25 protein-coding genes are annotated in these 24,502 nt (G+C 34.0%); 24 read left to right on the top strand and 1 reads right to left on the bottom strand.

Annotated features, from left to right (window positions below; genetic code table 11):
- Nucleotides 1–5 precede the first annotated feature (5 nt).
- From DES36_RS15125 to DES36_RS02985, 14 genes are all read left to right on the top strand, one after another.
- Nucleotides 6–104, top strand: a complete 99-nt coding sequence (locus DES36_RS15125) for a putative holin-like toxin (RefSeq protein WP_242981681.1) — start codon at nt 6–8, stop codon at nt 102–104.
- A gap of 388 nt (nt 105–492) precedes the next feature.
- On the top strand, nt 493–669 hold the full coding sequence (locus tag DES36_RS14730; RefSeq protein ID WP_170128155.1) for a hypothetical protein: 177 nt from the start codon (nt 493–495) through the stop codon (nt 667–669).
- A 390-nt stretch (nt 670–1,059) separates the two neighbouring features.
- Nucleotides 1,060–1,704 carry a DNA alkylation repair protein gene (locus DES36_RS03040; RefSeq protein WP_113919753.1) on the top strand — a complete coding sequence of 215 codons (645 nt, stop codon included), beginning with the start codon at nt 1,060–1,062 and terminating at the stop codon, nt 1,702–1,704.
- 286 nt (nt 1,705–1,990) lie between these two features.
- The gene (locus tag DES36_RS03035) at nt 1,991–3,805 is read left to right on the top strand and encodes a heme NO-binding domain-containing protein (protein WP_113919752.1); all 1,815 of its coding nucleotides are present in this window, start codon (nt 1,991–1,993) and stop codon (nt 3,803–3,805) included.
- A 363-nt stretch (nt 3,806–4,168) separates the two neighbouring features.
- The gene (locus DES36_RS03030) at nt 4,169–4,531 is read left to right on the top strand and encodes a VOC family protein (protein ID WP_113919751.1); all 363 of its coding nucleotides are present in this window, start codon (nt 4,169–4,171) and stop codon (nt 4,529–4,531) included.
- 288 nt (nt 4,532–4,819) lie between these two features.
- The gene (locus DES36_RS03025) at nt 4,820–5,200 is read left to right on the top strand and encodes a GNAT family N-acetyltransferase (RefSeq protein ID WP_113919750.1); all 381 of its coding nucleotides are present in this window, start codon (nt 4,820–4,822) and stop codon (nt 5,198–5,200) included.
- 291 nt (nt 5,201–5,491) lie between these two features.
- Nucleotides 5,492–6,019, top strand: a complete 528-nt coding sequence (locus tag DES36_RS03020) for an FmdE family protein (RefSeq protein ID WP_113919749.1) — start codon at nt 5,492–5,494, stop codon at nt 6,017–6,019.
- A 227-nt stretch (nt 6,020–6,246) separates the two neighbouring features.
- Nucleotides 6,247–7,101: a metallophosphoesterase gene (locus DES36_RS03015; protein WP_113919748.1), complete on the top strand. Its 855-nt coding sequence runs from the start codon at nt 6,247–6,249 to the stop codon at nt 7,099–7,101.
- Nucleotides 7,102–7,311: 210 nt separating this feature from the next.
- Nucleotides 7,312–8,592 (top strand): biotin/lipoyl attachment domain-containing protein, encoded by a 1,281-nt coding sequence (locus tag DES36_RS03010; RefSeq protein WP_113919747.1) that lies wholly within the window; start codon nt 7,312–7,314, stop codon nt 8,590–8,592.
- A 9-nt stretch (nt 8,593–8,601) separates the two neighbouring features.
- Nucleotides 8,602–9,255 carry a YggS family pyridoxal phosphate-dependent enzyme gene (locus DES36_RS03005; RefSeq protein ID WP_113919746.1) on the top strand — a complete coding sequence of 218 codons (654 nt, stop codon included), beginning with the start codon at nt 8,602–8,604 and terminating at the stop codon, nt 9,253–9,255.
- 21 nt (nt 9,256–9,276) lie between these two features.
- Complete coding sequence (locus DES36_RS03000) at nt 9,277–9,747, top strand: cell division protein SepF (RefSeq protein ID WP_113919745.1); 471 nt, start codon at nt 9,277–9,279, stop codon at nt 9,745–9,747.
- Nucleotides 9,748–9,757: 10 nt separating this feature from the next.
- Nucleotides 9,758–10,027 (top strand): YggT family protein, encoded by a 270-nt coding sequence (locus DES36_RS02995; RefSeq protein WP_113919744.1) that lies wholly within the window; start codon nt 9,758–9,760, stop codon nt 10,025–10,027.
- Entirely contained in the window at nt 10,024–10,767 is a 744-nt protein-coding gene (locus DES36_RS02990; protein WP_113919743.1) for a YlmH/Sll1252 family protein, read from the top strand. The genes DES36_RS02995 and DES36_RS02990 overlap by 4 nt, the downstream gene beginning before the upstream one ends.
- A gap of 6 nt (nt 10,768–10,773) precedes the next feature.
- Complete coding sequence (locus tag DES36_RS02985; RefSeq protein ID WP_113919742.1) at nt 10,774–11,703, top strand: RluA family pseudouridine synthase; 930 nt, start codon at nt 10,774–10,776, stop codon at nt 11,701–11,703.
- 190 nt (nt 11,704–11,893) lie between these two features.
- Here the strand turns inward: DES36_RS02985 and DES36_RS02980 are convergent, their stop codons facing one another.
- On the bottom strand, nt 11,894–13,654 hold the full coding sequence (locus DES36_RS02980) for an Rqc2 family fibronectin-binding protein (RefSeq protein ID WP_170128154.1): 1,761 nt from the start codon (nt 13,652–13,654) through the stop codon (nt 11,894–11,896).
- Nucleotides 13,655–14,130: 476 nt separating this feature from the next.
- On the opposite strand from DES36_RS02980, the gene dapF reads away from it, so the two are divergent.
- The 10 genes from dapF (at nt 14,131) to rlmN (ending at nt 24,501) form a co-directional block, all read left to right on the top strand.
- Nucleotides 14,131–14,955 (top strand): diaminopimelate epimerase, encoded by an 825-nt coding sequence (gene dapF / locus DES36_RS02975; protein ID WP_113919740.1) that lies wholly within the window; start codon nt 14,131–14,133, stop codon nt 14,953–14,955.
- Nucleotides 14,956–14,983: 28 nt separating this feature from the next.
- The gene (locus DES36_RS02970) at nt 14,984–15,862 is read left to right on the top strand and encodes a YicC/YloC family endoribonuclease (RefSeq protein WP_113919739.1); all 879 of its coding nucleotides are present in this window, start codon (nt 14,984–14,986) and stop codon (nt 15,860–15,862) included.
- Between the two features lie 12 nt (nt 15,863–15,874).
- On the top strand, nt 15,875–16,504 hold the full coding sequence (gene gmk / locus DES36_RS02965; protein ID WP_170128153.1) for a guanylate kinase: 630 nt from the start codon (nt 15,875–15,877) through the stop codon (nt 16,502–16,504).
- Nucleotide 16,505: 1 nt separating this feature from the next.
- Nucleotides 16,506–16,694 carry a DNA-directed RNA polymerase subunit omega gene (gene rpoZ, locus DES36_RS02960; RefSeq protein WP_113919738.1) on the top strand — a complete coding sequence of 63 codons (189 nt, stop codon included), beginning with the start codon at nt 16,506–16,508 and terminating at the stop codon, nt 16,692–16,694.
- Nucleotides 16,695–16,989: 295 nt separating this feature from the next.
- Nucleotides 16,990–19,254, top strand: coding sequence for a replication restart helicase PriA (priA, locus tag DES36_RS02955; RefSeq protein ID WP_170128152.1), 2,265 nt, complete (start codon nt 16,990–16,992; stop codon nt 19,252–19,254).
- Between the two features lie 9 nt (nt 19,255–19,263).
- Nucleotides 19,264–19,698: a peptide deformylase gene (def, locus tag DES36_RS02950; protein ID WP_113919736.1), complete on the top strand. Its 435-nt coding sequence runs from the start codon at nt 19,264–19,266 to the stop codon at nt 19,696–19,698.
- Nucleotides 19,699–19,987: 289 nt separating this feature from the next.
- The gene (fmt, locus tag DES36_RS02945; protein WP_113919735.1) at nt 19,988–20,926 is read left to right on the top strand and encodes a methionyl-tRNA formyltransferase; all 939 of its coding nucleotides are present in this window, start codon (nt 19,988–19,990) and stop codon (nt 20,924–20,926) included.
- 285 nt (nt 20,927–21,211) lie between these two features.
- Nucleotides 21,212–21,901 (top strand): zinc metallopeptidase, encoded by a 690-nt coding sequence (locus DES36_RS02935; protein ID WP_113919733.1) that lies wholly within the window; start codon nt 21,212–21,214, stop codon nt 21,899–21,901.
- Nucleotides 21,902–21,904: 3 nt separating this feature from the next.
- The gene (rsmB, locus tag DES36_RS02930) at nt 21,905–23,245 is read left to right on the top strand and encodes a 16S rRNA (cytosine(967)-C(5))-methyltransferase RsmB (RefSeq protein WP_113919732.1); all 1,341 of its coding nucleotides are present in this window, start codon (nt 21,905–21,907) and stop codon (nt 23,243–23,245) included.
- A gap of 218 nt (nt 23,246–23,463) precedes the next feature.
- A complete protein-coding gene (gene rlmN, locus DES36_RS02925; protein WP_113919731.1) occupies nt 23,464–24,501 on the top strand; it encodes a dual-specificity RNA methyltransferase RlmN in 1,038 nt (345 codons plus the stop codon).
- Nucleotide 24,502 lies beyond the last annotated feature (1 nt).

Here is a 24,502-nt window from a genome sequence, read left to right as displayed (position 1 = left end):
GTGATATGAGTACATATCAAGCTTTATCTTTAATGATGAGCTTTGGAGTATTACTAATATCACTTATCTCCTATTTAGATAGGGATAGCAAACATAAAAAATAATCACCCTGCCTAGCCGCAGGGTGATTAAGTAATAATTTCTGTGGTAACCGCACCAAGCGGTTCGATTACCTCTTCTCTTATTTGTATTATACCACATAAAAATTTCATGTAAACATCATTCACGTACTAATTTTTTTAGAGAAACTAATATAAGGAAGAAGATGAAAGAATGGATGATTACAGTTATGCTTGAAGGTGGTATTGTAGATAGGGTAAAATTAATTATTGATTGAGGTAACACCAATGCAAAGGAATATGGGGATAACAGGCAGTATGAAGTTGATGATTTCTCTCTCCTAAAATTTGGAGTGAAAGGTCACCGTTCCCAAATGCCTATAGCATAAAATGTAAATTAAATTACTGTGAGTTTAGGAGATGAAAATTAATAATGAATACAAGAAAAAGTCATTTTATAAAACAAGTAGTAATTTTATTTATGTTTACTACAATTATATCCATACTATTAACACCTGAAAAAAGAACAAATTTATTGAAGTATATGTTTATAGGGATATTGATTTCAATTATTGTTACTTTTATTCGAAATAAGTTTTATAAAAAGTAAATATAACTATTGTAATCTATGAGTAAGCGCTCAATAACAGAGTGTCTTATATCAAAGAAAGCCTAGGGGACAGTTTGGATGTTTTATTTCAATCAAAGTTCACAAAACTGGATATGAACTTCTATTTGGATATGAACTAAATATCATTGGGCAGTTGAATCAAATGTATTCACATATAGATACATCAAAAGGGGTAGGAGTATTTATGAAAAAATATCCAGAGAAAGAGTTCGTAGTAAATTTTGGAACTTAAAAGGTTTGGATATTATATCTTCTGATGGAGAAATAATCTGTGAATGCTTTGCGGCAACTAGTCCAATGAGTAATCAAAAACTTGCGAAAGATTTGGAATGATTAGCCCCTTAGTTGTTAAATAAAGGATGAATACATATGAACATATTTGAAGAATTTTACAACAATAAAAATGAAGTACAAGCTGTGTCTATGGCTAAATATATGAAAAATCTTTTTTCATTCCTAGGCTTAAAGAAACCAGAGAGAGCAGCCATATCTAAAGCATTTCTTAGTGAGAGAAAAAAGGATACAGAAGTTGATTGGAAATTTATTCATCAATGCTTTAAAATGCCAGAAAGAGAATTTCAATATTTGGCAATAGATTATATGGAGAAGGTAATTGACCTATTCACACCAGATGATATGCAAAGGATCACGCAACTCCTAATTATAAAGTCCTGGTGGGATAGTGTAGATGCCATAAATAAAATCGTAGGGCATATTGCCATGAAATATCCAGAAGTAAAGGAAGGCCATATATTAAAATGGATGAAATCCAATAATATATGGTTGAATAGAATATCTATTATTTTTCAATTAAAGTATAAAGAGAAAACAGATACTGAGTTTTTGGGAACAGCAATTATATGTAATTCACAAACAGAGGAATTTTTTATAAATAAAGCTATAGGATGGGCTTTGAGAGAGTATTCTAAAACAAATAAGGAATGGGTTAGAGCTTTTATCGAGCATAATGAGCTCTCTAAGTTAAGCATAAGAGAAGGCAGTAAATACATTTAGTATAATAACATAATTGTAGAAAAATGTGTCGTGTAAACGGGCGCACCTCTACTGATTGGATTGAGGTTGTAGGGGAGGTCTTTGACCTCCCGTCAAGGGTATTATTAATAATATATTAAGCTATAAGGAAACTGCGTGTTTACGCCAAATAATCGGCATGGTGTTATGTGCAAGGAGCCTTTTATTAATTAGCAAATAGGAATATAGAAACGGTAGGTCTTAAAAGTTTGAAAAAGTGGACGATATGATAAAGTACAATTAACTTTTTTGAAAGGACAGAGAGCATATGAAGGGAACTATTGTCACTACTTGGTTAAACAGCTTGCGCAAAATTTTTTCTGATGAAGTTGTAGATTCTGCACTTGCATCCGTTCATTGGGATAAGACTCGTATTATTCATCCCCTTGAAAATATCCCTGATGAAGAGATTTTTCAAGTATTTACGCAGGTTTCTAAAGATACAAACGAATCTGTAAAAAATATATGGAGGAAAGTGGGAAATCAAAATATTGAAATGTTTCAAAAATGGTTTCCCTCATATTTTGAAAGGAATAGCTTAAGAGGATTTTTAATGATGATGGATGATGTACATCATCAATTGACGAAAATCATTTCAGGTGCAAATCCACCTCGATTAATTGCAACGGAAATCAATGAAAAGGAAATTGAAATAAAATATATATCCCAAAGAGGATTATTCGATTATCTGCTTGGATTATTTGAAGGGAGTTCTGAATATTTTAATGAAAAGATTGAAATTACAGAACTAGATAGAGGGAAGATGGAAGATGGTAGGCATTTTATGAAGGTTCATTTGTCCATTGAAAAAAATCCGGACTCGATTATAAATGCTCCTCTTTCTAAACTATTAGGTCTTCACAAGATAAAAAGTTTGCCGTTAAAAATTGCATTCATCCCTACACTCCTCAATATTGTGGGACATTTTATATTTCATAAAATGGATTCTATCGTTCCAAATTTGATTCTCAGTACATGTATGGGAATTGTTGTTTATATAGCAGCGCGTATTACGCTAAAACCTTTGCATAAATTAGAAGATGATATTTCTGCTTTAAAGGATTATGACTTTTCTTATAAATCAAAGTATTATTCTGAAGATCAATTCGAGGATGTATTTCATTTACTAAACGACTCAAAGGAGTACATAAAAAAAGACTTTTTGTTTCTTAAGGGTGGAATGGACGATATGGATAATTACATCAAACAATTTTCCGATATTGCCGATAATCTTAAGAAGTTATCAGAATCCATATCTTTAATTGTCAACGATGTGGCCAGTGGTGCAACTCATCAGGCGGAAGAAACAGAAGGGGCAGTTTCCGTATTGATGAATTATATTGAATCCTTAAATGCTATTGTAGAAGAGGAAACAAAAGGTAAAGATGATTTAGAAGAATCTGTAAATCATTTAAAAGCTTCTCAAAGTGAAATTCAAAACGTAAATAGCATGATAAATGCAGTAAGAGATAATTTTTCTACTGTTAATGAGCAAGGTAAGCAGCTATCTGTACAGGTGAACAAAATCATGGATATAGGTGCTACAGTAGAAGCCATTGCCGATCAAACTAATTTACTAGCATTAAATGCTTCGATTGAGGCAGCAAGAGCTGGAGAGGCAGGGAAGGGGTTTACTGTAGTAGCTGAAGAGATAAGAAATTTGGCAGAAGACACAAAGCAAGCGGTTGGAGATATCAATGAGAATTTGCAGTATTTTATTACACAAATTGAAGGTTTTGTGAAAGGAATCCAAAATCAATATACTCAATTAGAAAACAGCAACATGACCTTAGGGAAGGTCACTAAGGATAATGAGAATTCTACAGGTAATATTATTCGCGTTTCAGATGTGATAGTCCATTTAATCTCTCGACTATCTAATGAAACCAGAAATTTGCAAGAGGTTATGGAGCAAATACATTCTTTAGCGGCAATAGCAGAGGAGAATTCTGCATCTTCTGAAGAGATGAGTGCGAATGTTATCCAATATTCACAGCAAGTAATAGATTTAATCGAGTATATACGGCTACTAGATAGTCTGATTGGTAGCTTTAAGCTTGAACTCAAAAAATACAAAATATAAGACTGGTAAGAATTAAAATGAAGGGGGTGTCCACTAGGGATGTTTCAAATCCTAGTGTAATGCCCCTTTTAATATTATAAAAAGCTCTGCTTCTTTTCTTTATATATCAAGAGAATTTATCATCTAGGTGTATAAAATCTTTTTCTGAGACATCTGGCAAATCATAGATATATAAAAGATCATCCAAAATTTGGAGTAAAAATTACCGTCCTTACTTGCCTTTTATTAGACCTTGGTAGTAAAGTAGTATTTGTTATTGATTGAGGTAACGCCAAGGCGAAATTATGCACTTTCTAGCTTTTATAGAGTGTGTTAGAATAAAAAAGGAAAAGATAGAATCAGCTAAAGAAAAGGAGTGTAAATATGCACATAAAACATATTACTTTAAGAGTTAAAAATATGGAAGAATCCATAAATTTTTATGAAACAATTACAGAACTAAAGATCTCACGACGTTTTACATCAGGTCCTACAGAATTGGCGTTTTTGACAAATGGAGAAGGAGAAACGGAAATTGAGCTTCTTTATATGCCAGAAGGTCAAACTTTTGAAGGCAAGGGTATGTTTATTTGCTTTGAAACAGATAAACTTAATGAGATGCATAAGATGGCACAGGACAAAGGCCTTAACCCATCGCCTATTCAAAACCCAGGAGACGACACTTGCTATTTCTACGTATACGATCCAAACGGCGTGTCTATTCAGCTGAGAGTCTTTCCTAAATAGCTTACGAGGTGGCCAGTCCAACCTAAATATAAACATTAACTCCAAAAGTATTGAAAATACAAAGATTTAGGATAAGTTAAAGTGATACATTAGATTCGCTACAAAGGAGAAGGTGGAAGTGAAAAAGCCTTATGTTCTTTCAGCCTGCCAGAATGCCAATTTAAATTGGATTGCCAGCATAAAATTTGGAGTATAAGCTTACCGTCCTCAGATCCCCTCCTAGATAATGCAGTTCAACGAGACGATAAATGGATAGTTTTTTATATACTGTAAAACAGAGGAGGATATATGAACATTATTATTGAAAATGGTGCAAAATCTGATGTAGACCAAATCGCACAGCTTTATGATGATTTGAATGATTTTCTAAAAAGCGGAATTAATTATCCCGGATGGAAAAAAGGCATCTATCCAAATCGTGAAGATGCAGAAGCAGGTGTTGCAAAGAGAACGCTTTATGTTGCAAAAATCGCAGAAAAAATTGTTGGCTCTATTATATTGAATCATGAGCCTGAGCCTGCTTACAGCAAGACAAGCTGGAAACATAAAAATGCTGATTATTCTAGCATCTTTGTGGTACATACATTTGCCGTTCACCCCTCCCATCTAAAAAATGGGCTTGGCAGATATGGATTACATCATTTTAAGTTATATGAGAAAGTGCTATAAATGAGCTTTGCGAAAGGCAAGCCTTATGTGAAAGATAGCTTGACAATTGCAACTCTTCTAGAAAAATAGCTAATATAATATAATATAATAAATAAACAATATTTATCTTATTTATTATGGGAATAGATTACTAGCAATTATATTGCTTTCGCAAGTTAATAAAGATATAATATACAGATATAGTGGCTATAAGTTATGGAGACTTTTAACAAAGTTCAATTTGCTCACGAAGGGTTATCGGCATAAACGGTAATTTTTTGTGAGCATTTATTTGTTTGAGGAGGAATGTAAATGAATAAAGAATTATGGGAAAAATGTGTTAATTTTCATGGACATGAGTGTGGAGGTCTGGCTATTGGATTTAAGGCAGCCTTAGGAGCAATTGAAGAGTTGGGATTAAACTTTTCTCAAGATGAAGAGCTTTTATGTATCACTGAAAACGATGCCTGCGGAGTAGATGCTGTTCAAGTAATTACAGGATGTACTATGGGAAAAGGAAATCTTATGTATAAAGGTACTGGGAAAATGGCATTTACATTTTTAAATCGAAAGGAAAACAAAAGCGTTCGATTAATGCTTAATCCATTTCATGAAGATATGAATCAAAAACAAAGAAGAGAATTTTTACTGCTCGCTGATTATAGAGATGTATTTAAAATTACATATCCAAAAATACAAGTACCTGAAAAGGCTCGTGGTTTTCAAACAATTATATGTGATAAATGCCAAGAAGGCGCTGCAGACCATAAAATTCGAATGATGAATGGGCAAAAGCTTTGTTTAGACTGCTTTGAACCCTATACAAGAGGTTGGGATTAGAGATGGATATCTGTGATATATTTCTTGTTAAGTAAAATATTCTAAATATATCACCACAAATTAAAAGGGGAAGAACTCAAATTTTGAAGTTCTTCCCCATAAGGTTTTATAGAGTTATTTAATATAAAACATTAATTCGTAAAGCATTAAAAATAAAGTGATATGGGTCAAGCTAAAGCAGTGCTTAAACGTAGCTAAGAGCAGATTATAAGTAGATGGGGGAAGTTATGATAAAAATAAATAAAAGGATATATGGATTTGTGATTGCTTTAATTGTAATCTTTATCATATATGCCCTATGGCAAAACAACTGTGTTAGGATGACAAAATACGAGTACAAGAATGCTAAAATACCAGAAGGTTTTAATGGTTATAGAATTCTTCAAATATCTGACTTACATAATAAAAACTTTCATGGGTTATTAGATAAATTAGTGGAAGAGAGTAATCCTGATATTATTGTAATCACCGGTGATTTAATTGATAGAAGAAATACCGATATTAAAACAGCTACAGAACTAGTTAAACGATTATCTATTATGGTACCTACCTATTATGTTACGGGAAATCACGAGCAATTATCAGATAAGTATAACGAGCTAATGAAAGAAATGAAAAAGCTAGATGTTCGTTTTCTTGATAATTCTTATATAACATTATCCAATAAAGGAGACGAAGTAGGTTTAATGGGGGTAGCGGATCCTGCTATAGTTCAAAGTGAAAGTACTTATCTTTGGAATGATAATCAAAAATATATGATAGAGAGTATTAAAGAATTATACAAAAATGTTAAAACAAATTTTAATATTTTGCTTTCTCATAGACCTGAACTATTAAATGTATATAAAGATTCCGGGGTAGATCTTGTTTTTAGTGGTCATGCGCACGGTGGTCAAGTTATACTTCCACTTATAGGTGCTTTAGTAGCTCCAAACCAAGGTTTTATTCCAAAGTATACAGAAGGGATATATAGTAAAAACTCAACTTCAATGGCCGTAAGTAGAGGTCTAGGCAATAGCATAATTCCAATACGAATTAATAATCCACCCGAACTAGTCTTGATCACTTTAAAAAGGGAATAAATTAAATATCCTCTTAAATATTTAAACAATCGTTTGACTATCGTTCAACAACTGTTCAACTATCGTTAGACTTGGGTACTTTTCTTGTACAAGTCCTTTTTTATATGTTATAATGTTCGAAAAGCAGTCGAGGCAATCTGTGCAGATTGGCTCGCAGAAATCAAAACATTTTGTAAATAGTTACATTTTCCTTATAGAACAGGTGAACTTATGTCGAATAAAAAGAAAAAATCTCAAAACACGGTTTGGATAGGATTGGCTATTGTGACCATAGTGATTTTATTATGGGTCAATCACAATAGCAAAAAAGTTGAGTTACTATATGCAAGACAATATTCTGAATCCTATGAAACTCAGGCTCTCGTTATACGAAACGAAGAAGTGGCTCATTTAGATCAACAGATTGATTTTGAAGTTAAAGAGGGTCAAAGAGTAGGTCTAAATCAAACGCTCTCTAATTCTAGTAGTATTTCCTTTAGTGATTATTTTAATAGGGAAATCGACATCATCAATTGGCTTATAGATAATAAAGCTTATCAAGAAGAAAATCTGTTTTCTAGTGATATTGAAAAGATTGACAAGGATATTGAAAAGCTTAATAGTGATATTAAATGGGCAAAGAATTTTGGCAATGAGGACAAGCTAAAAGTATTAAATTCCGAAAAAGACCAATTAACCAAGAAAAAAAGCTATATATTAAAGTCCTTTCAATATCTAGGAGCTGATGAAGAAAGCCTTCTTGAACTAAAAAAAGAGTATAGTTCTCAAAACGATACCACTGGGTCAAAGATCACAGCTAAAAAATTAAATATCAGCTTCCCAGGGTATATTTATTTTCAATCTGATGGCTATGAAAGTTTATTAAATACAAATATTTTGCAGTATTTGACGCCTGAATACATAAAAGAATTAAAGAATTATAATGGTAGCGATGATTCTAATTATAAGCAAACCGTTAAAATAATAGATGATACTTATATGTATCTCTCCATTATATTGCCTAGAGAAGTATTTTTAAGACAGGAAGAACAAGTACTAAAAGTAAAAGAACAAATTATGGAGTCTATTAAGACCAAAGATTTGAGTACATATTACCATCACTTAAACAGTCAGTTTGGAGATTTAAGAGCTATGCCTATGATTTCTTTTCATTATAATGAAGAGAACTATAAAGGGCATGCCGTCGATATCATAGAATATGGTCAAGAAAAAATTCTCTTAATTCAATTAAAAGAGCAGCTTCCACCTGATTTTTATACTCGCAGGCAAGTAGATATTGATCTTGTGACGTATTCTGACTCAGGATATATTATCCCTGAAAAGTCTATTGTTCAAAAAGATGGGAAAGATAATATTGTTATCATGAGCAAGGGGTCTTTAAAAGAATATATAGAGGTTAAAATCAATCGTAAAAAAGGTAAAGATGTATTCTTAGACAAAACAGACAATGAAGACATCAAGGAAGGCGCAGCATTAATCATAAATCCGTAGGTGAAGAAGATGAATATAGAAAAAAAATTAGATCAAATTATGAAAGAAATACCTCAAAACGTAACACTAGTAGCTGTTACAAAGCATAGAAGTATAGAGGAAATTCAAAGAGTTGTAGACTATGGGATAAAAGACTTAGGTGAAAACCGAGTTCAAGAGCTACTGGATAAATACGACAAGATTAAAGGAGATATTAGGTGGCATTTAATCGGACATCTGCAGACTAATAAAGTAAAGTACATTATAGACAAAGTAGATTTAATTCACTCGGTAGATTCTGTAAAGCTAGCTAAAGAAATCAATACTCAAGCAAAAAAACATGGACGAATCATGAGAGTCTTAATTCAAGTAAATGTATCGATGGAAGATAGCAAGTTTGGCATAGAGGTAGAAGAGGTAGAATCTTTTCTCCAGCAAATCTCTCATGAAAGCAATATCTCTGTAGTAGGCTTTATGACTATGGCGCCTTTTACTGAAAACATTGAAGAAACTCGTCATATTTTTAGAAAAATGCACGAAATATATGATAAAATAAAAGATAATCAAGATGCATTTAAAAATGTAAATATTGAGACTTTGTCTATGGGGATGACTAATGATTACCCTATTGCAATAGAAGAGGGTTCTAACCTAGTTAGAATAGGACGAGGTATTTTTGTATAATATAAGAGGAGGCTACATATTATGGCTAAGGATTCTTGGGGAAAAGTAAAAAATCTTTTAGGTTTAGAAATAGAGGATGAATACGATGATGATGAATTTGAAGAGGAATTCGAAGAGGAAGAAGTAGAGGAAAGACCAGTTTATAAATCAAAAGTAAAGAAGGATAAGGGGATTGCCATGACAACTGCCACAACTGCAGAAAAAAATTCAAAAGTGTTAGTAGTAGAACCTGTACTTTTTAATGATGCACCTGTCATTTGTGACAATTTAAAAAAGAATAAAACAGTAGTTGTTAATTTAGAAAAGGCAGACTTTGAAGAAGGTAGAAAGATTTTTGATTTTTTAAATGGGGCAGTTTATGCATTAGATGGTACCATACAAAAAATCAGTGAAAATGTATTTATTCTTGCACCGAACACTGTTGATGTTATTGCTGAAAGTATTGATTCTTCTACGACGAGTGATTTATTAAACTGGAAATTTGATAAGTAGGAGTGTTTAGATGTATTATACATTGTTACGGGCAGGAAGTGTCTTGTTTCAATTAATATCTTTATTAATATTTGTAAATGTGATTTTTAGTTGGATTCGGCCTAACAGAGATAATCCTATTGTTCAGATTATATACAATATGACAGAACCTATTTTAGAGCCCTTAAGAAGGATTACCATTTTTGGCCCTATGGACTTCTCACCGTTATTAGCCCTGATACTCATTGACTTTGTCGTGGAACCGGTTTATCGTTTGATACTAGGGATGATTTTTCTATGAGTCAAAAGTATAATAACACAGATATTATGGTAAAAAAGATAAGTTATCAGGCAGAAAGATTATCTGATGGCTTAGCTTTTTTTGATTTTTATGACCCTTCACAGCAGAGGCGTATCGAAGGGGAATTAAAACACGAGCCTGTAGATCTGGCTTTTTTTGGAGGGCATGAATTTTGTGAGCGAAAGATGTTATGCTTGTCTACAGAAGAGATCGAAGAAGGAATACCTTGGCCTATCGTTCTATGTCGATGTGAAGTGGATTTTGAAGTTCATCACAGAATGGTTTTAGGTGCGGTTATGAGTTTAGGTATTGCCAGGGAAATTATTGGGGATATTATTATTGATGAAAAGTGTATTCAAATAGTAGTTAAGGAGCATATTGCAGATTTTATTGCTGTAAATTTTGTTAGATTGAGTAATCGCAAGATACAATTTGAAGTGCTCCCTATAAGTCAAATAGAAGTAAAAGCACCAGAGTTTGAATTTGGCAATATAAGTATCGCTTCCTTTCGTTTAGACGCGATTATCAGTAGTGCTTGTGGGATTTCTAGAGAAGCTGCCACAGATCTGATAAAAGGTGGCAGGGTAAAGATTAATCATGAAGAGAAGACAAAATCTTCTCAAATAGCTAAGATTGGTGATTTATTTTCTGTAAAAGGAAAAGGTCGATTTATTTTAGAGGATTTTAGTGGTACCACAAAAAAAGGAAGAAATAAAATAGTCATAAAAAAATATGTGTGAGGTATTATGGAAGAGAAAATTGAGTTAATTGTAGAAGAATCAGATGAAGGTATGCGAATCGATCAGTATATAAGTGATAATATTTCACAACTATCGAGAACCTATATCAAAAAGCTAATAGACGACAGTAAAATTACGGTTAATGGCAAAGAAGTAAAAGCTAGTTATAAGCTGCAGGGAAAAGATGAGGTCTTAATAAATCTTCCAGAGCCAGAGTCATTAGAAATCGAACCACAAAACATTCCTATTGATATTGTATATGAGGATAATCATGTCCTGGTTGTGAACAAACCTCAAGGTATGGTCGTTCACCCTGCTCCAGGTAATTACAAAGATACCCTTGTTAATGCTTTGCTTTACCATATTGATAAGCTTTCTGATATCAATGGGGTCCTTCGTCCAGGAATTGTACACCGAATAGATAAAGACACATCAGGCCTTTTGGTCGTAGCCAAAAGTGATTTGGCTCATAAATCTTTGAGTGTACAACTTAAGGAGCACACTATTACGCGAAAATACACCGCATTAGTAGAGGGAATTATTCAAGAGGAAACAGGTATTGTAGACGCACCTATAGGAAGGCATGTAAAAGACCGAAAAAAAATGACCGTTACAGATCGAAATGCGAAAGATGCCAAAACCCATTTTAAGATATTAAAACGATTTAGCAAGTATACACTTATAGAATGTAAGCTAGAGACAGGTAGAACCCATCAAATAAGAGTTCATATGAGCTATATTGGCCATCCAGTAGTAGGAGATCTTACTTACGGTTTAAAGAGACAAAAACTCTACTCAAAAGGTCAGCTCCTCCACGCCTCCACCATAGGCTTTACCCACCCTGAGACAGGAGAGTATGTGGAATTTAGCTGCCCTATACCTGAGTACTTTGAGAAGGTGCTGCAGGAGCTAGGCGGTAACAGTTCTACGTTCTAAGTTCTACGTTATATAGCAGAAAGGTTGGAAGGGAAAACCCTTCAATGAACAATGAACAATGAACAACGAACAATAAAAATTGAACAGTGCAAATATGCGTGTTTTATTATTCTTCTAAATTGTTTGTTCTTCATTGTTCCAAGTTCATTGTTCACTGCGACGTAAGTCGCAAATTTGACCACCTTACCACCTAGTCTACCCGATCAATCTTAAGCACTTCATCCTCTTTCGGCGTTACATACAGAGTCTTCTGATCTGTATAAATAACCATACCTGTCTTAGCCCCCTTAGGTTTTTTTACGTATTTTACAGCTGTGTAGTCTATAGGAATATTACTGGATTCTTTGCCTTTGCTGTAGTAGGCGGCTAGAAGGGCTGCTGTATAGAGGAGTTTGTCATCTACTTTATCTGCATTTTTTTTTACAATGACATGAGAGCCAGGCATGTCTTTTACATGTAGCCACAAGTCTGTCTTTGCTGCAAATTTTGTAGTCAAATATTCGTTTTGTTTATTGTTTTTTCCTACGTAAATTTCTACTCCCTCGTAGATATACTTCATAGGTTGGGATATAGTGGATTCTTTTTTGTTCGACTTTTTTCGACCTTGAGCCTTCAAGTATCCATTTTCAATCAGATCTTCTTTGATCTCATTAAATTCTTCTATTTCAGTACATTTTCGTATATTGTCAATTTGGCTTTCAAGATAATAAATCTCTTCTTTTGTAATAGACATTTGCTCTTTTAAGTATTCTTTTGCTCTTTTCCCTTTATTGTATTTTTTAAAGTATTTTTGTGCATTTTCCGATGGTGATAATTGAACAGAGAGGGGGATTTCAATCTCTTCTCCTGTGTAATAATCAGATAAAACTGCAGATTTTTGCCCTCCTTTTAATAAATATATTTGACTTGTAATAAGTTCACCGTATTTTCTATAGATTTCAGCATCTTCTGCATCTTGAAATTCTTTGATTTGCTTGTCTAATTTGTGATAGTCTCTTTCTAATTTGTTATTTAGCATTTGCACCATGCTTGAGGATCTGTTTTGAATTCGAGAGAGAGAGTCTCTTAAGTAATAATACTCCTCTAAAAGGCTAGATATCGAAGGGTAATCCGTCTTATGGTACAACTCGTAGTAGGTGTAATCAATAGCAGAAAAATCATAGACTTTGCTCTTGTTTTCATTGGTGTACATAAGAGATTGCAAATGGTCTTCTAAATGACTATAGAGATCACTAAATACACTGTATAGGGAATCTTCATTTTCATCTGTTAATTCGGATAGAGGTTTATCGCTGTTTATTTTTGCTCTATGGCATATTTCATGAGATAATGGTGGGCTAACACCTATAAAAGTATCTATAATAAATTTATAAAGGGTTTTGTTTTGACCATAGCCATGTAAAAGAGAAAAAAACTGTTCTCTGTTTACGCCAATTGGCTCATTTTTGTCCTGTGGAGGTGTTTTGTATACTCTGCCAGGCAATACTTCTCTAAAGGTGCTGATATTTTTACCTACTCTTTTAATGCTATCTACGATAACCTCCTCAGGTTCATTAATGAGTGTAATATTGCTATGTCTGCCCATAATCTCTACTACTAATCTCTTAGTTACAGTATCTCCCAATTCGTTTTTGGTGCGAAGACGTATTTCAACAATTCGATCTAAACCCAATTGATTGACCTCTAAAATAGTAGAATTTTGAATGTTTTTACGCAGAAGCATACAAAACATAGGAGGAGCTAAAGGATTGTTCTTTGTATGCTCTGTCAAGTGGATTCTAGGGTTATTGTTATTAGCAGAAATAAGCAAGCTGTACTTGTTGCCTCTATTATTAATATTTAATAGTATTTCATCAGATTCAGGTTGGTATATTTTATTGATTTTTCCGTGAATTAATTTATCTCTTAGTTCCTGAACTACCGAAAAAGTAGTAATTCCGTCAAATGGCATTATAATCATCCTTTACATTTCTTCGTTCTTCTTTCAAACATTATACACTAAAAAAACCTATGTCAATAATTTTTATTGTGGTATAATGTTCGAATCAGCAGATTGGCTCGCAGAAATGAAAATATTTTCCGTGCTTGCACGAGGAAGTATTTTCATTTCTATGAGCAAGTGCAACGACCTCGACCGCACAAGCGGTCGAGGCAATCTGCGGCACATAAAATAAAGTCAAAGTAATGTTTATTTATAGATTTATGGTATAATATTCGTATTAGCAGATTGGCTCGCAGAAATTAAAGCATTTTCCGTGCTTGCACGAGAAAATGAATTCATTTCTATGAGCAAGTGCCAACGACCTCGACCGCAAAGCGGTCGAGGTAATCTGCAGCAGATTGGCTCGCATCTAAAAGTTTTTACTTAGAACGTACAACATAAAACGTAGAGCTAAAGTTATTTTATCAAAAAAGGATTTGTTTATTATGAAGTTTACAAAAATGCACGGATTAGGTAATGATTTTATAGTTTTAGAAAACTTAAAAGAAGACCTAACCTTAACCAAAGAGCAAATCACGTTTTTATGTGATCGAAAGTTCGGTATTGGCGCAGACGGTTTAATCATAATCAATCCATCTCAAATACATCATATTAAGATGAGTTTTTACAACTCTGATGGCACAGAAGTGGAGATGTGTGGAAATGGCATTCGCTGTTTTGCTAAATACGTTTACGATAATAATATAGTAAGAGAAAATCCTCTTTATGTAGAAACTCTTGCTGGGCTAAAAATCACTTATTTAGAGATAAAAGAAGATGTAGTGACGAAAGTGCAAGTTAATATGGGTGCGCCCATTTTTGAATGCAGTAAAATTCCAATTGATTTAAATCAGAAAAATGCATTAAATGAAAGATTATCTTTTAATGGTCAAGAAATTTCTTATGCTGCTCTTTCAATGGGGAATCCTCATGTGGTGATTTTTGTAGAGGATATAGAAAATTATCCCATAAATGAGGTAGGTGTTTTTTTTGAGAATCACCCATTATTCATCAGCAAGACCAATGTGAACTTCGTAGAGATTATTGACCATGATCATATTAAAGTGATTACATGGGAAAGAGGCGCAGGTCTAACTTTGGCTTGCGGAACAGGTGCATGTGCTAGTGCAACTGTAGGAGTCCTTAGGGGACTCATAAGCCAAAGAATAAGGGCAACTCTTCCTGGCGGAGACTTGCATATAGAAGTTAAAGATGATATATATATGACGGGTGAAGCCATTGAAGTATTTAATGGAAAGATCACTTTATAATAGTTGTTTATTTATTTAGGAGGGTTTTATGAAAAGTATGACAGGCTTCGGTAGAGGCGAATATCGAGATGAAGAATTTGAAATCATAGTCGAAATGAAGAGTATAAATCACAGGTATAAGGACTTTTTTATAAAAACTCCTAGACAGATTGCTATGCTTGAAGAAAATATCCGTAAACACGTTAGCGAAAGCGTTTCTAGAGGTAGAGTTGAAATAAGTATCAAACTAAACAGAGGTGCTATTGGAGATAAGTCTCTTTCTTTAAACAGCAAGCTTGCCGAAGAATATGTAAAGAGTCTAAAAGCATTAAAGGACAGTTTTTTAGAAATTACAGGTGAAATCTCTTTGAGTTTAGTTTCTAGATTTCCGGATGTAATAACCGCTACAGAAAATGAAGTGGATTTAGATATTCTTTGGCAAAAGGTATCCCCAGCATTAGAATGTGCTATATCTGCCCTAGTAGATAGCAGAGAAAGAGAAGGCGATACTTTAAAAAAAGACTTTGAAATGCGTTTAGCATATATCAATGAGAATTTGTCTATTGCTGAAAAAAGAGCTCCTAAAGTAAGTCAAGATTATAGAGCTCGTTTAGAAGATAAGGTAAAAGAATATACTAATTGTATAGAGGTCGATGAGAGTAGGCTATTAAATGAAGTAGCAATCTTTGCTGATCGGGTCAGTATTGATGAAGAGATTACCAGACTAAAAAGTCATATTCAACGCTTCTATACAATTATTGAAGAAACAGAGCCTGTTGGAAGAAAGTTGGATTTTCTTATTCAAGAGATGAATAGAGAAATCAATACCATAGGTTCTAAAGCAAATGATATTGAAATATCAAATTGTGTTGTAGATATGAAGAGTGAATTAGAAAAAATGAGAGAACAAGTACAGAACATCGAATAATTAGGGGGAAAAATGGAGAATAATTTTTACATTAAAGAAAAAGGCTTACTTATCGTCATTTCAGGACCTTCAGGTGCAGGGAAGGGGACAGTATGTAAAGAATTGTTGAGCAAATACCCCAATCTAGCTGTTTCTGTTTCAGCTACTACAAGAGATCCAAGACCAGGAGAAGTAGAAGGTAAAAACTATTACTTTATTACCAAAGAAAATTTCCTTGATATGATCGGTAATGATGAATTTTTAGAATACGCAAAAGTTTATGATAATTACTATGGTACTCCATCCCAATCCGTTATAGATATGATGGATGAAGGTATTGACGTAATACTTGAAATAGATATTCAAGGTGCTGCTCAAGTCCGATCTAATTACCCAGAAGGCATCTATATTTTCGTTGTTCCGCCTTCCTTTTCTGAGCTTCGAAAAAGGATTACGGAACGGGGAACAGAAAGCGAAGAACAACTTAACAAACGTATGAACTGTGCATATGATGAAATTCGAAATGCTAAAAATTATAGTTACATCGTCATCAATGACGAAGTTCACGTAGCAGCAGATAAAATTGCGTCGATTATAACAGCAGAAAAATGTCGTTCTAATCGATTAGAAAGTAAGATTGATGAAATTATAGGGAGGTCATAATATGAGATATCCAGCAATAAATGATTTGTTACAAAAGGTAGATAATAAGTATTCTTTAATCCTTGTAACAGCAAAGAGAGCACGTCATTTAGTAGAGGGTTCGACCACAAATGTCAAAATCAACAACGAAAACCCAGTGTCTATTGCAACAGAAGAAATTGCTAGAGATTTAATAGAGTACAAATACTAATGCGCCTTCGTATTTTAATCACTAGCAATTAGTCGTTAGTCACTGGCTTGCATGTATTCTTTTCGGGTCAAAAATTCGAGCTAGCGCTCAATGAAAAGGGCCTGTAGTGTGTTAAACAATGGTTAAAGGGTAGCTAAACAATAGTAAAAAACAATTGCAATAGCATATGCTCTTGCAATTTTTTTACGAAAAATAGGGAGTTGGAAATTTGGAAGAGAAAGTACTCGCCATATGTGAGCAAGATTTTCCCGTCCAACCGACCAACCGTCCAACTTATAACTAAAGGATGGAATTCATGAGGGTAGCGGAGATTTACATCAATCAAATAAACAAAAATATGGATAGGTCCTTTGATTATTACATACCTGATTTTTTAGAGCCTATGGAAATAGGTCTTAGGGTGGTTATTCCCTTTGGGGTAAAAAATAGTAAAATTGATGGTTTAGTCGTAGGCATTAAAGAGAGCAGCGAGTATAAAAGGCTAAAGAATATTGAAGGAATTATTGAAGACTATCCAAAACTTAATGATTGGCAGATAAAAATGTGTTATTGGCTGCAAAAGAGTTACCACTGTCTCTTTATGGAAGCTGTAAACTGCTTTGTTCCAAGCAATTTACATATAAAAAAGAAAAAAGAGAATGGCAGAAATACGTATTACATGGCCAATGCATTGCATGAGGTCAAGTATTATAAGCTTTCTGGAAAATACTTCAAGACAGAAGACTATTTAGCTCAAATCAAGAGCAATGCTACAAAACAAAGAGAGATATTAAGCTGCTTAGAAGAAATTCCCGTAAGTTTTAAAGAGCTTAAGGAAAAAACAACTTGTACAACAGCAAATTTAAATATCCTAATAAAAAAGGGGTTAATCACTGAGTCAAAAGAAATCAATATACGAAACCCTTATAAAGATCGGGAATATCAGTATCCTGTTAATACTTTAAACAGGCATCAACAAGAAGCTTTTGATTCATTTAATAGCTATGAAAAACCTAGTACTTTTTTACTTCATGGAGTTACGGGAAGTGGAAAGACGGAGGTTTATTTAAGGTATATAGAGGAAACGATAAAGAGGGGGAAGAGCTGTATTTACCTTGTTCCTGAAATATCTCTTACCTCTCAAATTATTGGACGAATTATGGGGCGATTTAAGGAGAATATAGGAATCATCCATAGCCATCTAAGCGATGGAGAGAAAATTGATCAATGGAATGCCATCAAAAATAAAAGCGTTCGTATTGTCTTGGGTGCACGTTCGGCCATATTTGCCCCTATGGACGATTTAGGTTTAATCATATTAGATGAAGAACATGAAAATACCTTTAAGTCTAACAACCGTCCCCGATATAATACCTATGAAGTGGCAAAAAAGCTTCAAGAGTTTCATGAATGCCATATCGTCTTAGGGAGCGCAACGCCAAGTGTTTCATCTTATTATGAAGCTTTATATGGACATGTAAATTTATTAGAGCTGCCAGAAAGGGTCAAGTCCATTCCTATGCCTGAGATTCATATTATTGATATGAAAGAAGAGCTATACGCTGGGAATAAAACAGTGATCAGCCGAAAGCTTCATAATGGCATTTTGCAAAATTTAAAACGCGGAGAACAGACTATTTTATTTTTGAATAAGAGAGGTTATTCTACATTTGTATTTTGTAGAAATTGTGGATATGCAGTAAACTGCCCTAATTGTGAAATCAGTATGACATATCATCATAATATAAAGCAAATGGCTTGTCATTATTGCGGACATAAAGAACATGTACCGACCATTTGTCCTAAATGCAATAGTGACAAAATCAAATACACTGGCTCTGGTACTCAAAAGCTTGAGATGCAACTGAGAAAGTACTATCCCCAGGCAAGAATACTGAGGATGGATACGGATTCTATGCAACGAAAAGGAGCCTATGAAGAGACCATTGACTTATTTCAACAAGGCAAAGCAGATATCCTTCTTGGAACTCAAATGGTTACAAAGGGCTTTGATTTTAAAAATGTCACATTAGTAGGTGTAATCTTAGCAGATTCTACTTTAAATATACCAGATTATAAGGCTAGTGAGAGAACGTTTCAATTAATTACTCAAGTAGCAGGTAGAGCAGGCAGAGGAGATAAATTAGGAGAAGTCATCGTCCAGACTTATGAGCCTAATCATTATGCCATCACTCTGTCTCAAGCATACGATTATAAGGGCTTTTATGATCAGGAGATATCTTATCGAAAAATGATGAAATATCCTCCATTTTCCGATATTATATATATAGGTTTTACGAATGAAGATGAAGTGCAAGTTTCACGAGATTGCCTAAAATACTATGACAAATTGTACAAGCTAGTTAAAGAGGAAGAAGGAGAAGAGCTTTTGAGGGAAATGTATCAACCTACAGCCTCTCCTATTAAAAAAATCAATAAAAAATACAGGTGGTACTTTATTATTAAGACCAATCACCTTTTACAGTATAATTCCATATTGAATAAATTAAGTGAAGAAAAAGAAATTATGGAACTACATTCAACATTAATCATTGATATTAATCCAAACAATATACTATAGGAGGACGCTATGGCACTAAGAAATATTAGAACTGAAGGAGACCCAATACTACGCAAACAAGCGAGGGAGATAACAGAAGTAAATCTCCGTATAAAAGAATTGGCGAGAGATATGTTAGATACGATGTATCACGCAGAAGGAGTAGGTTTAGCAGGACCTCAGGTGGGAATACTTAGAAGGATCATCGTAATGGACGTTGGAGAAGGTCCAATTGTTATGATTAATCCAGAAATTGTGGAAACCAATGGTTCACAAGTAGGTCCAGAAGGATGTTTGAGCGTCCCTGATGTAACGGAAGAAGTAGAAAGACCTAATGAAGTAAAAGTGGAATATTTAGATTTAGAAGGAAAAAAACAAGAACTAGTAGGTAAGGAACTACTAGCAAGAGCTATATGCCATGAAGTAGAGCATTTAGATGGAATACTATTCATAGATAAATTGTAAAAACAGGTGGTCAGGTGGTCAGGTGGTCAAATATGCGACTTACGTCGCAGTGAACAATGAATGCGGAACAATAAATAATGAACAATTTAGAAGAGTAATAAAAGTAGCATATTTGTACTGTTCAATGTTCAATGTTCATTGTTCATTGAAGAGTTTTTCCGTCCACCAACCATAATGGTCACTTTATGTGACCTAAATTTCCACATTCCACATTCTACTTTCTGCTACATTAGCAATAAACCTTAACGTAACAATTAATATAAAACAACTATAGAGGTGATAGCGTAGTATGAAAATCCTATTTATGGGTACTCCTGATTTTGCGGCTGTGCCTTTAAAAGCTATATTAGAATCAGACCATGAAGTAGTAGCTGTGGTTACACAGCCTGACAAGCCTAAAGGTAGAGGCAATAAGGTTATTTATTCTTCCGTAAAGGAATTGGCTTTAGAGTATAATATCCCTATTTTACAACCAAATAGAATTAAAGATAAAGACGCAGTGAATCAAGTTAAGGCGTTTCAACCAGATATAATCATTGCAGTTGCATATGGACAGCTTTTACCTAGGGAGCTCATTGAGTTTCCAGAATACGGTTGTATTAATATTCATGCTTCATTATTGCCAGCTTATAGGGGTTCTGCACCTATAAATTGGTCCATAATAAAAGGTGAAAAAGAATCTGGTGTGACTACAATGTATATGGATGAGGGTATGGATACAGGAGATATTATTTACCAGCAAAAAGTAAAAATAGAAGAGGATATGACTGCTGGAGAGCTTTACGATATATTAGCGGATTTAGGTTCAAGTCTGATTTTAAAAACATTAGATCATGTAGAAAAGAAAATAGAACCCAGAACAAAGCAAGAAGATGAAAAGAGCTCTCATGCACCTATGCTGACAAAAGATACTGGAAAAGTTCACTGGAATAAGAGCTCAGAAGGGATCTTTAATCTTATCAGAGGCACTAATCCATGGCCTGTAGCCTATACCAATTACGAAGGAAAAAGGTTAAAAGTCCATACTTCCAAAAGATACACAGAAGAACTGTCTTCTGATATCACTCCAGGCACCATCATAAAACACGTAAAAGGCAAAGGACTCCTAGTAAAAACAGGAGATGGAGGACTATTTCTAGAAGAAATCCAATTCCCCAATAAAAAGAAAATGCATGTAGATGATTACTTAAAAGGAAATTCGATTAATATAGGAACAATACTGGATTAAGCGGAAAATTAAAAGGTTGGACGGTTGGACGGTTGGACGGTTGGACGGTTGGACCGGAAAACCTTTTAGCTGAAGGCGGAAAGGTGAAAGCGGAACTTTATAAGTTGGAATGTTGGTATGTTAGAAAAGCTAGTTGGTTGGTTAGGAAAATCAAAACTCGCCTAAAGGCGAAGTGTTTTTTCTACCTTCCGCCTTCCGCTTTCAGCTATTTTAAGCATCATTTAAGAAATATCGTATAGAATAAGTACTAAGATGACCGTATATACGCAAAAGGAGGGTGTTAGAATGATTTTTCCATATTTTTCTGACTATACAATGATTATACTCATTCCTGGGTTGATTTTAGCAGCTTTTGCTCAGTGGAATGTGTCGTCTACTTATAACAAGTATTTGAGGGTTGCCAATAGCAGAGGAATAACTGGTGCAGAAACGGCAAGGAAATTACTCATCAACAATGGGATTACAGACGTTTCTGTAGAACTAGTAGGCGGAAAATTATCCGACCACTATGATCCAAGAAAGAAAGTACTGAGATTATCTCATGAAGTATACAATGGCAGAAGCGTAGCATCTGTAAGCATTGCAGCTCACGAGGTAGGTCACGCTATTCAGCACAATATAGGTTATGCCCCACTTAAACTTCGCAGCGCTATTGCACCTGTAGCTGCACTTGCATCAAATTCTGCATGGTATTTGTTTATAATAGGCTTGTTCTTTAATTTTGCAGGGCTTATGGAATTAGGTATTGTATTTTTTACAGGAGCGATTCTATTTAATATTATCACCTTGCCTGTAGAATTTAACGCTAGCCAGCGTGCTATTGCTCAATTAGATCAAAATGCTATTCTTTATGATGAAGATGGTCCAGGGGCAAGAAGAGTTTTAAATGCAGCGGCTTTAACTTATGTAGCTGCCACAATCATGTCTTTTTTACAATTATTACGAATGCTTGCATTGAAAGGATCTAGAGATTAATTTATGGGTTATAAGATAGATTATCCAAGAGAATTAGCAGTAAAAACATTATATGAAATCAATCACAACAAAGCCTTTGTAAATATCGCTTTAAAAAAGAGTCTGAAGGACCCTAAATTGTCTTCAATTGATAAACCCTTTGTCAATACACTGGTTTATGGAGTGATTAAGCATATGAGTTACTGTGATTGGGTTATTTCGAATCACAGTAAGATTAAATTAAAAAAAATTGCCCCAATGCTTTTAGAAATCCTTCGCATTGGGGTTTATCAAGTATTTTTTTTGGACAAGGTGCCTCATTTTGCAGCAGTAAATGAAAGCGTCAATTTGAGTAAAAAGTACTCTAAGGGTAAATCCGATAAGTTTGTCAATGGTGTACTTCGCTCTATCCTTAGAAATAAAGAGGAGATTCTCCAACATCGTTTTGAGGGAGATGAAAAATTGACGATTCAATACTCTGCACCTATTTGGCTTGTGAAAATGCTTAAAGAGCAGTATCCCATAGAAGTAGTAGAAATTTTTTTTGAGGAATCTATGAAAAATGCGCCTATAACTGCTCGCGTAAATAGGCTAAAGACCACAAAAGAAGAACTAAAAAAATCTTTAGCTACAGAGGGCATTGGTGTAGAAGATGGGAAACTCAGGGATTATTCCATTATCATAAATCAGTTTTCAGATATAAGCAAAAATCCTAGTTATCAGGAAGGATTGTTTATCATACAAGATGAAGCAGCCATGATGACAGTAGACTTATTAGATCCCAAACCTGGTGAAAAAATCTTAGATATGTGTAGTGCTCCAGGTGGGAAAACTACTCATATAGGGGAAATGATAAAAGATACTCATGGACTGACTGCTCGAGATATTTACGATCACAAGCTTAAGCTCATAGATGAGAATTGTAAAAGATTAGGCTTAAAAAATGTTCAAATAGAATTAAAAGATGGGCTCAAGTTTTACCCTGAAGACGAGGAAAAGTATGACAAGATACTTTTAGATGCACCTTGTTCAGGATTAGGGATTTTAAGACGAAAACCAGATATTAAATGGAATCTCAGCGAAGAAGGTATTAAAGCCATAATACAGATTCAAAAGAGTTTAATAAAAAATGCTTTTGATTATTTAAAGCCTGGTGGTATTTTAGTATACAGCACCTGTACTATCAATAGACAAGAAAACGAAGAAGTAGTTCATGATTTGATTGAGAATAATAAGAGTGCATCCTTATTAAGTTTAAAGGGTATTGATGAATCGATTTTACTAAATAAGCACTTTGTACAAACCTTCCCAAAAGAAGGCCAATGGGATGGATTCTTTATGTCAAAAATTCAAAAGAGAACTTGATAAGCGCCGTAATGGCGCTTTTTTGCTTTGGTTCGGTCTAGGTTCATTTAATGAATAGTTAGTAGTGGAATGTGGAAAGTGGAACGGTTGGACGATTGTTTTACTATCGTTCAACTACTGTTCACAATTGTTATAATTCGACAATATTTTTGGTTTTAGTGGAGAAATTGATGATTTTTTGGTATTCTATAATAAGGTAAATTAGAAAGGAACAGATTATGACAAATCTTATCGGATTGACTCAAGATCAATTATACGAAGTAGTAAGAGAGCTGGGGGAAGCGAAGTTTCGAGGAAAGCAGATTTATGAATGGGTATACAAACATAGAGCTCCATCTATTGATCATATGACCAATTTGCCAAAAGATACAAGAGAGAAATTAAAAGAAAAACACACCATTGAACATATTAAGATTGAAAAAATATTAATAGATGAAAAAGATGAAACCCATAAGTTCTTGTTCTCTTTAAACGATCAAAACACCATCGAGGGTGTTTTGATGAAATATAAATACGGCTACGCCTTATGTGTTTCTACCCAAGTAGGCTGCAAAATGGGCTGTACATTTTGTGCTTCTACTTTAGAGGGTGTCGTGAGGAGTTTGACTAGTGGTGAAATCATCGATCAGATTATGGTTGTAGAAAACCACCTTCAAATTCGAATCTCAAATGTGGTTTTAATGGGCAGTGGAGAGCCTTTAGATAATTATGATGAGGTTTTAAAATTTATCTACAATGTCAATAATTCAAATGGAATAAATATTGGACAAAGACATCTCACACTTTCCACCTGTGGTATTGTACCTAAAATATATGATTTAGCAAAAGAAAATTTACAGATTAATTTATCTATTTCGTTACATGGTTCAAATGATTTCATTAGGTCAAAAATGATGCCAATAAACAAAAGATATCCTTTACAACAATTGATGGAAGCCTGTAAGTTTTATATTGAAAAGACAGGAAGGCGAATCAGTTTTGAGTACTCAATGGTCAATGGCGTAAATGATAAAATAGAGCATGCAAAGGAACTAGAAGTTCTATTAAAAGCTCTTAATTGTCATGTGAATTTAATACCTGTAAATGAAATTAAAGAAAGAGACTTTATAAAAAGTTCGAAAGATAATATAATAAGGTTTAGCCGTTATTTAAATGATATCGGTATACCCACAACTATTCGAAGGGAATTAGGATCGAGTATTAACGCGGCATGTGGCCAATTGCGTAGAAATCATACTGAAAAACCTAAGGGGTGAA

It is taken from the genome of Alkalibaculum bacchi (genome assembly GCF_003317055.1).
In the GTDB taxonomy this organism is placed as follows: domain Bacteria; phylum Bacillota; class Clostridia; order Eubacteriales; family Alkalibacteraceae; genus Alkalibaculum; species Alkalibaculum bacchi.
This window is presented reverse-complemented; position numbering and strand designations above follow the sequence as displayed.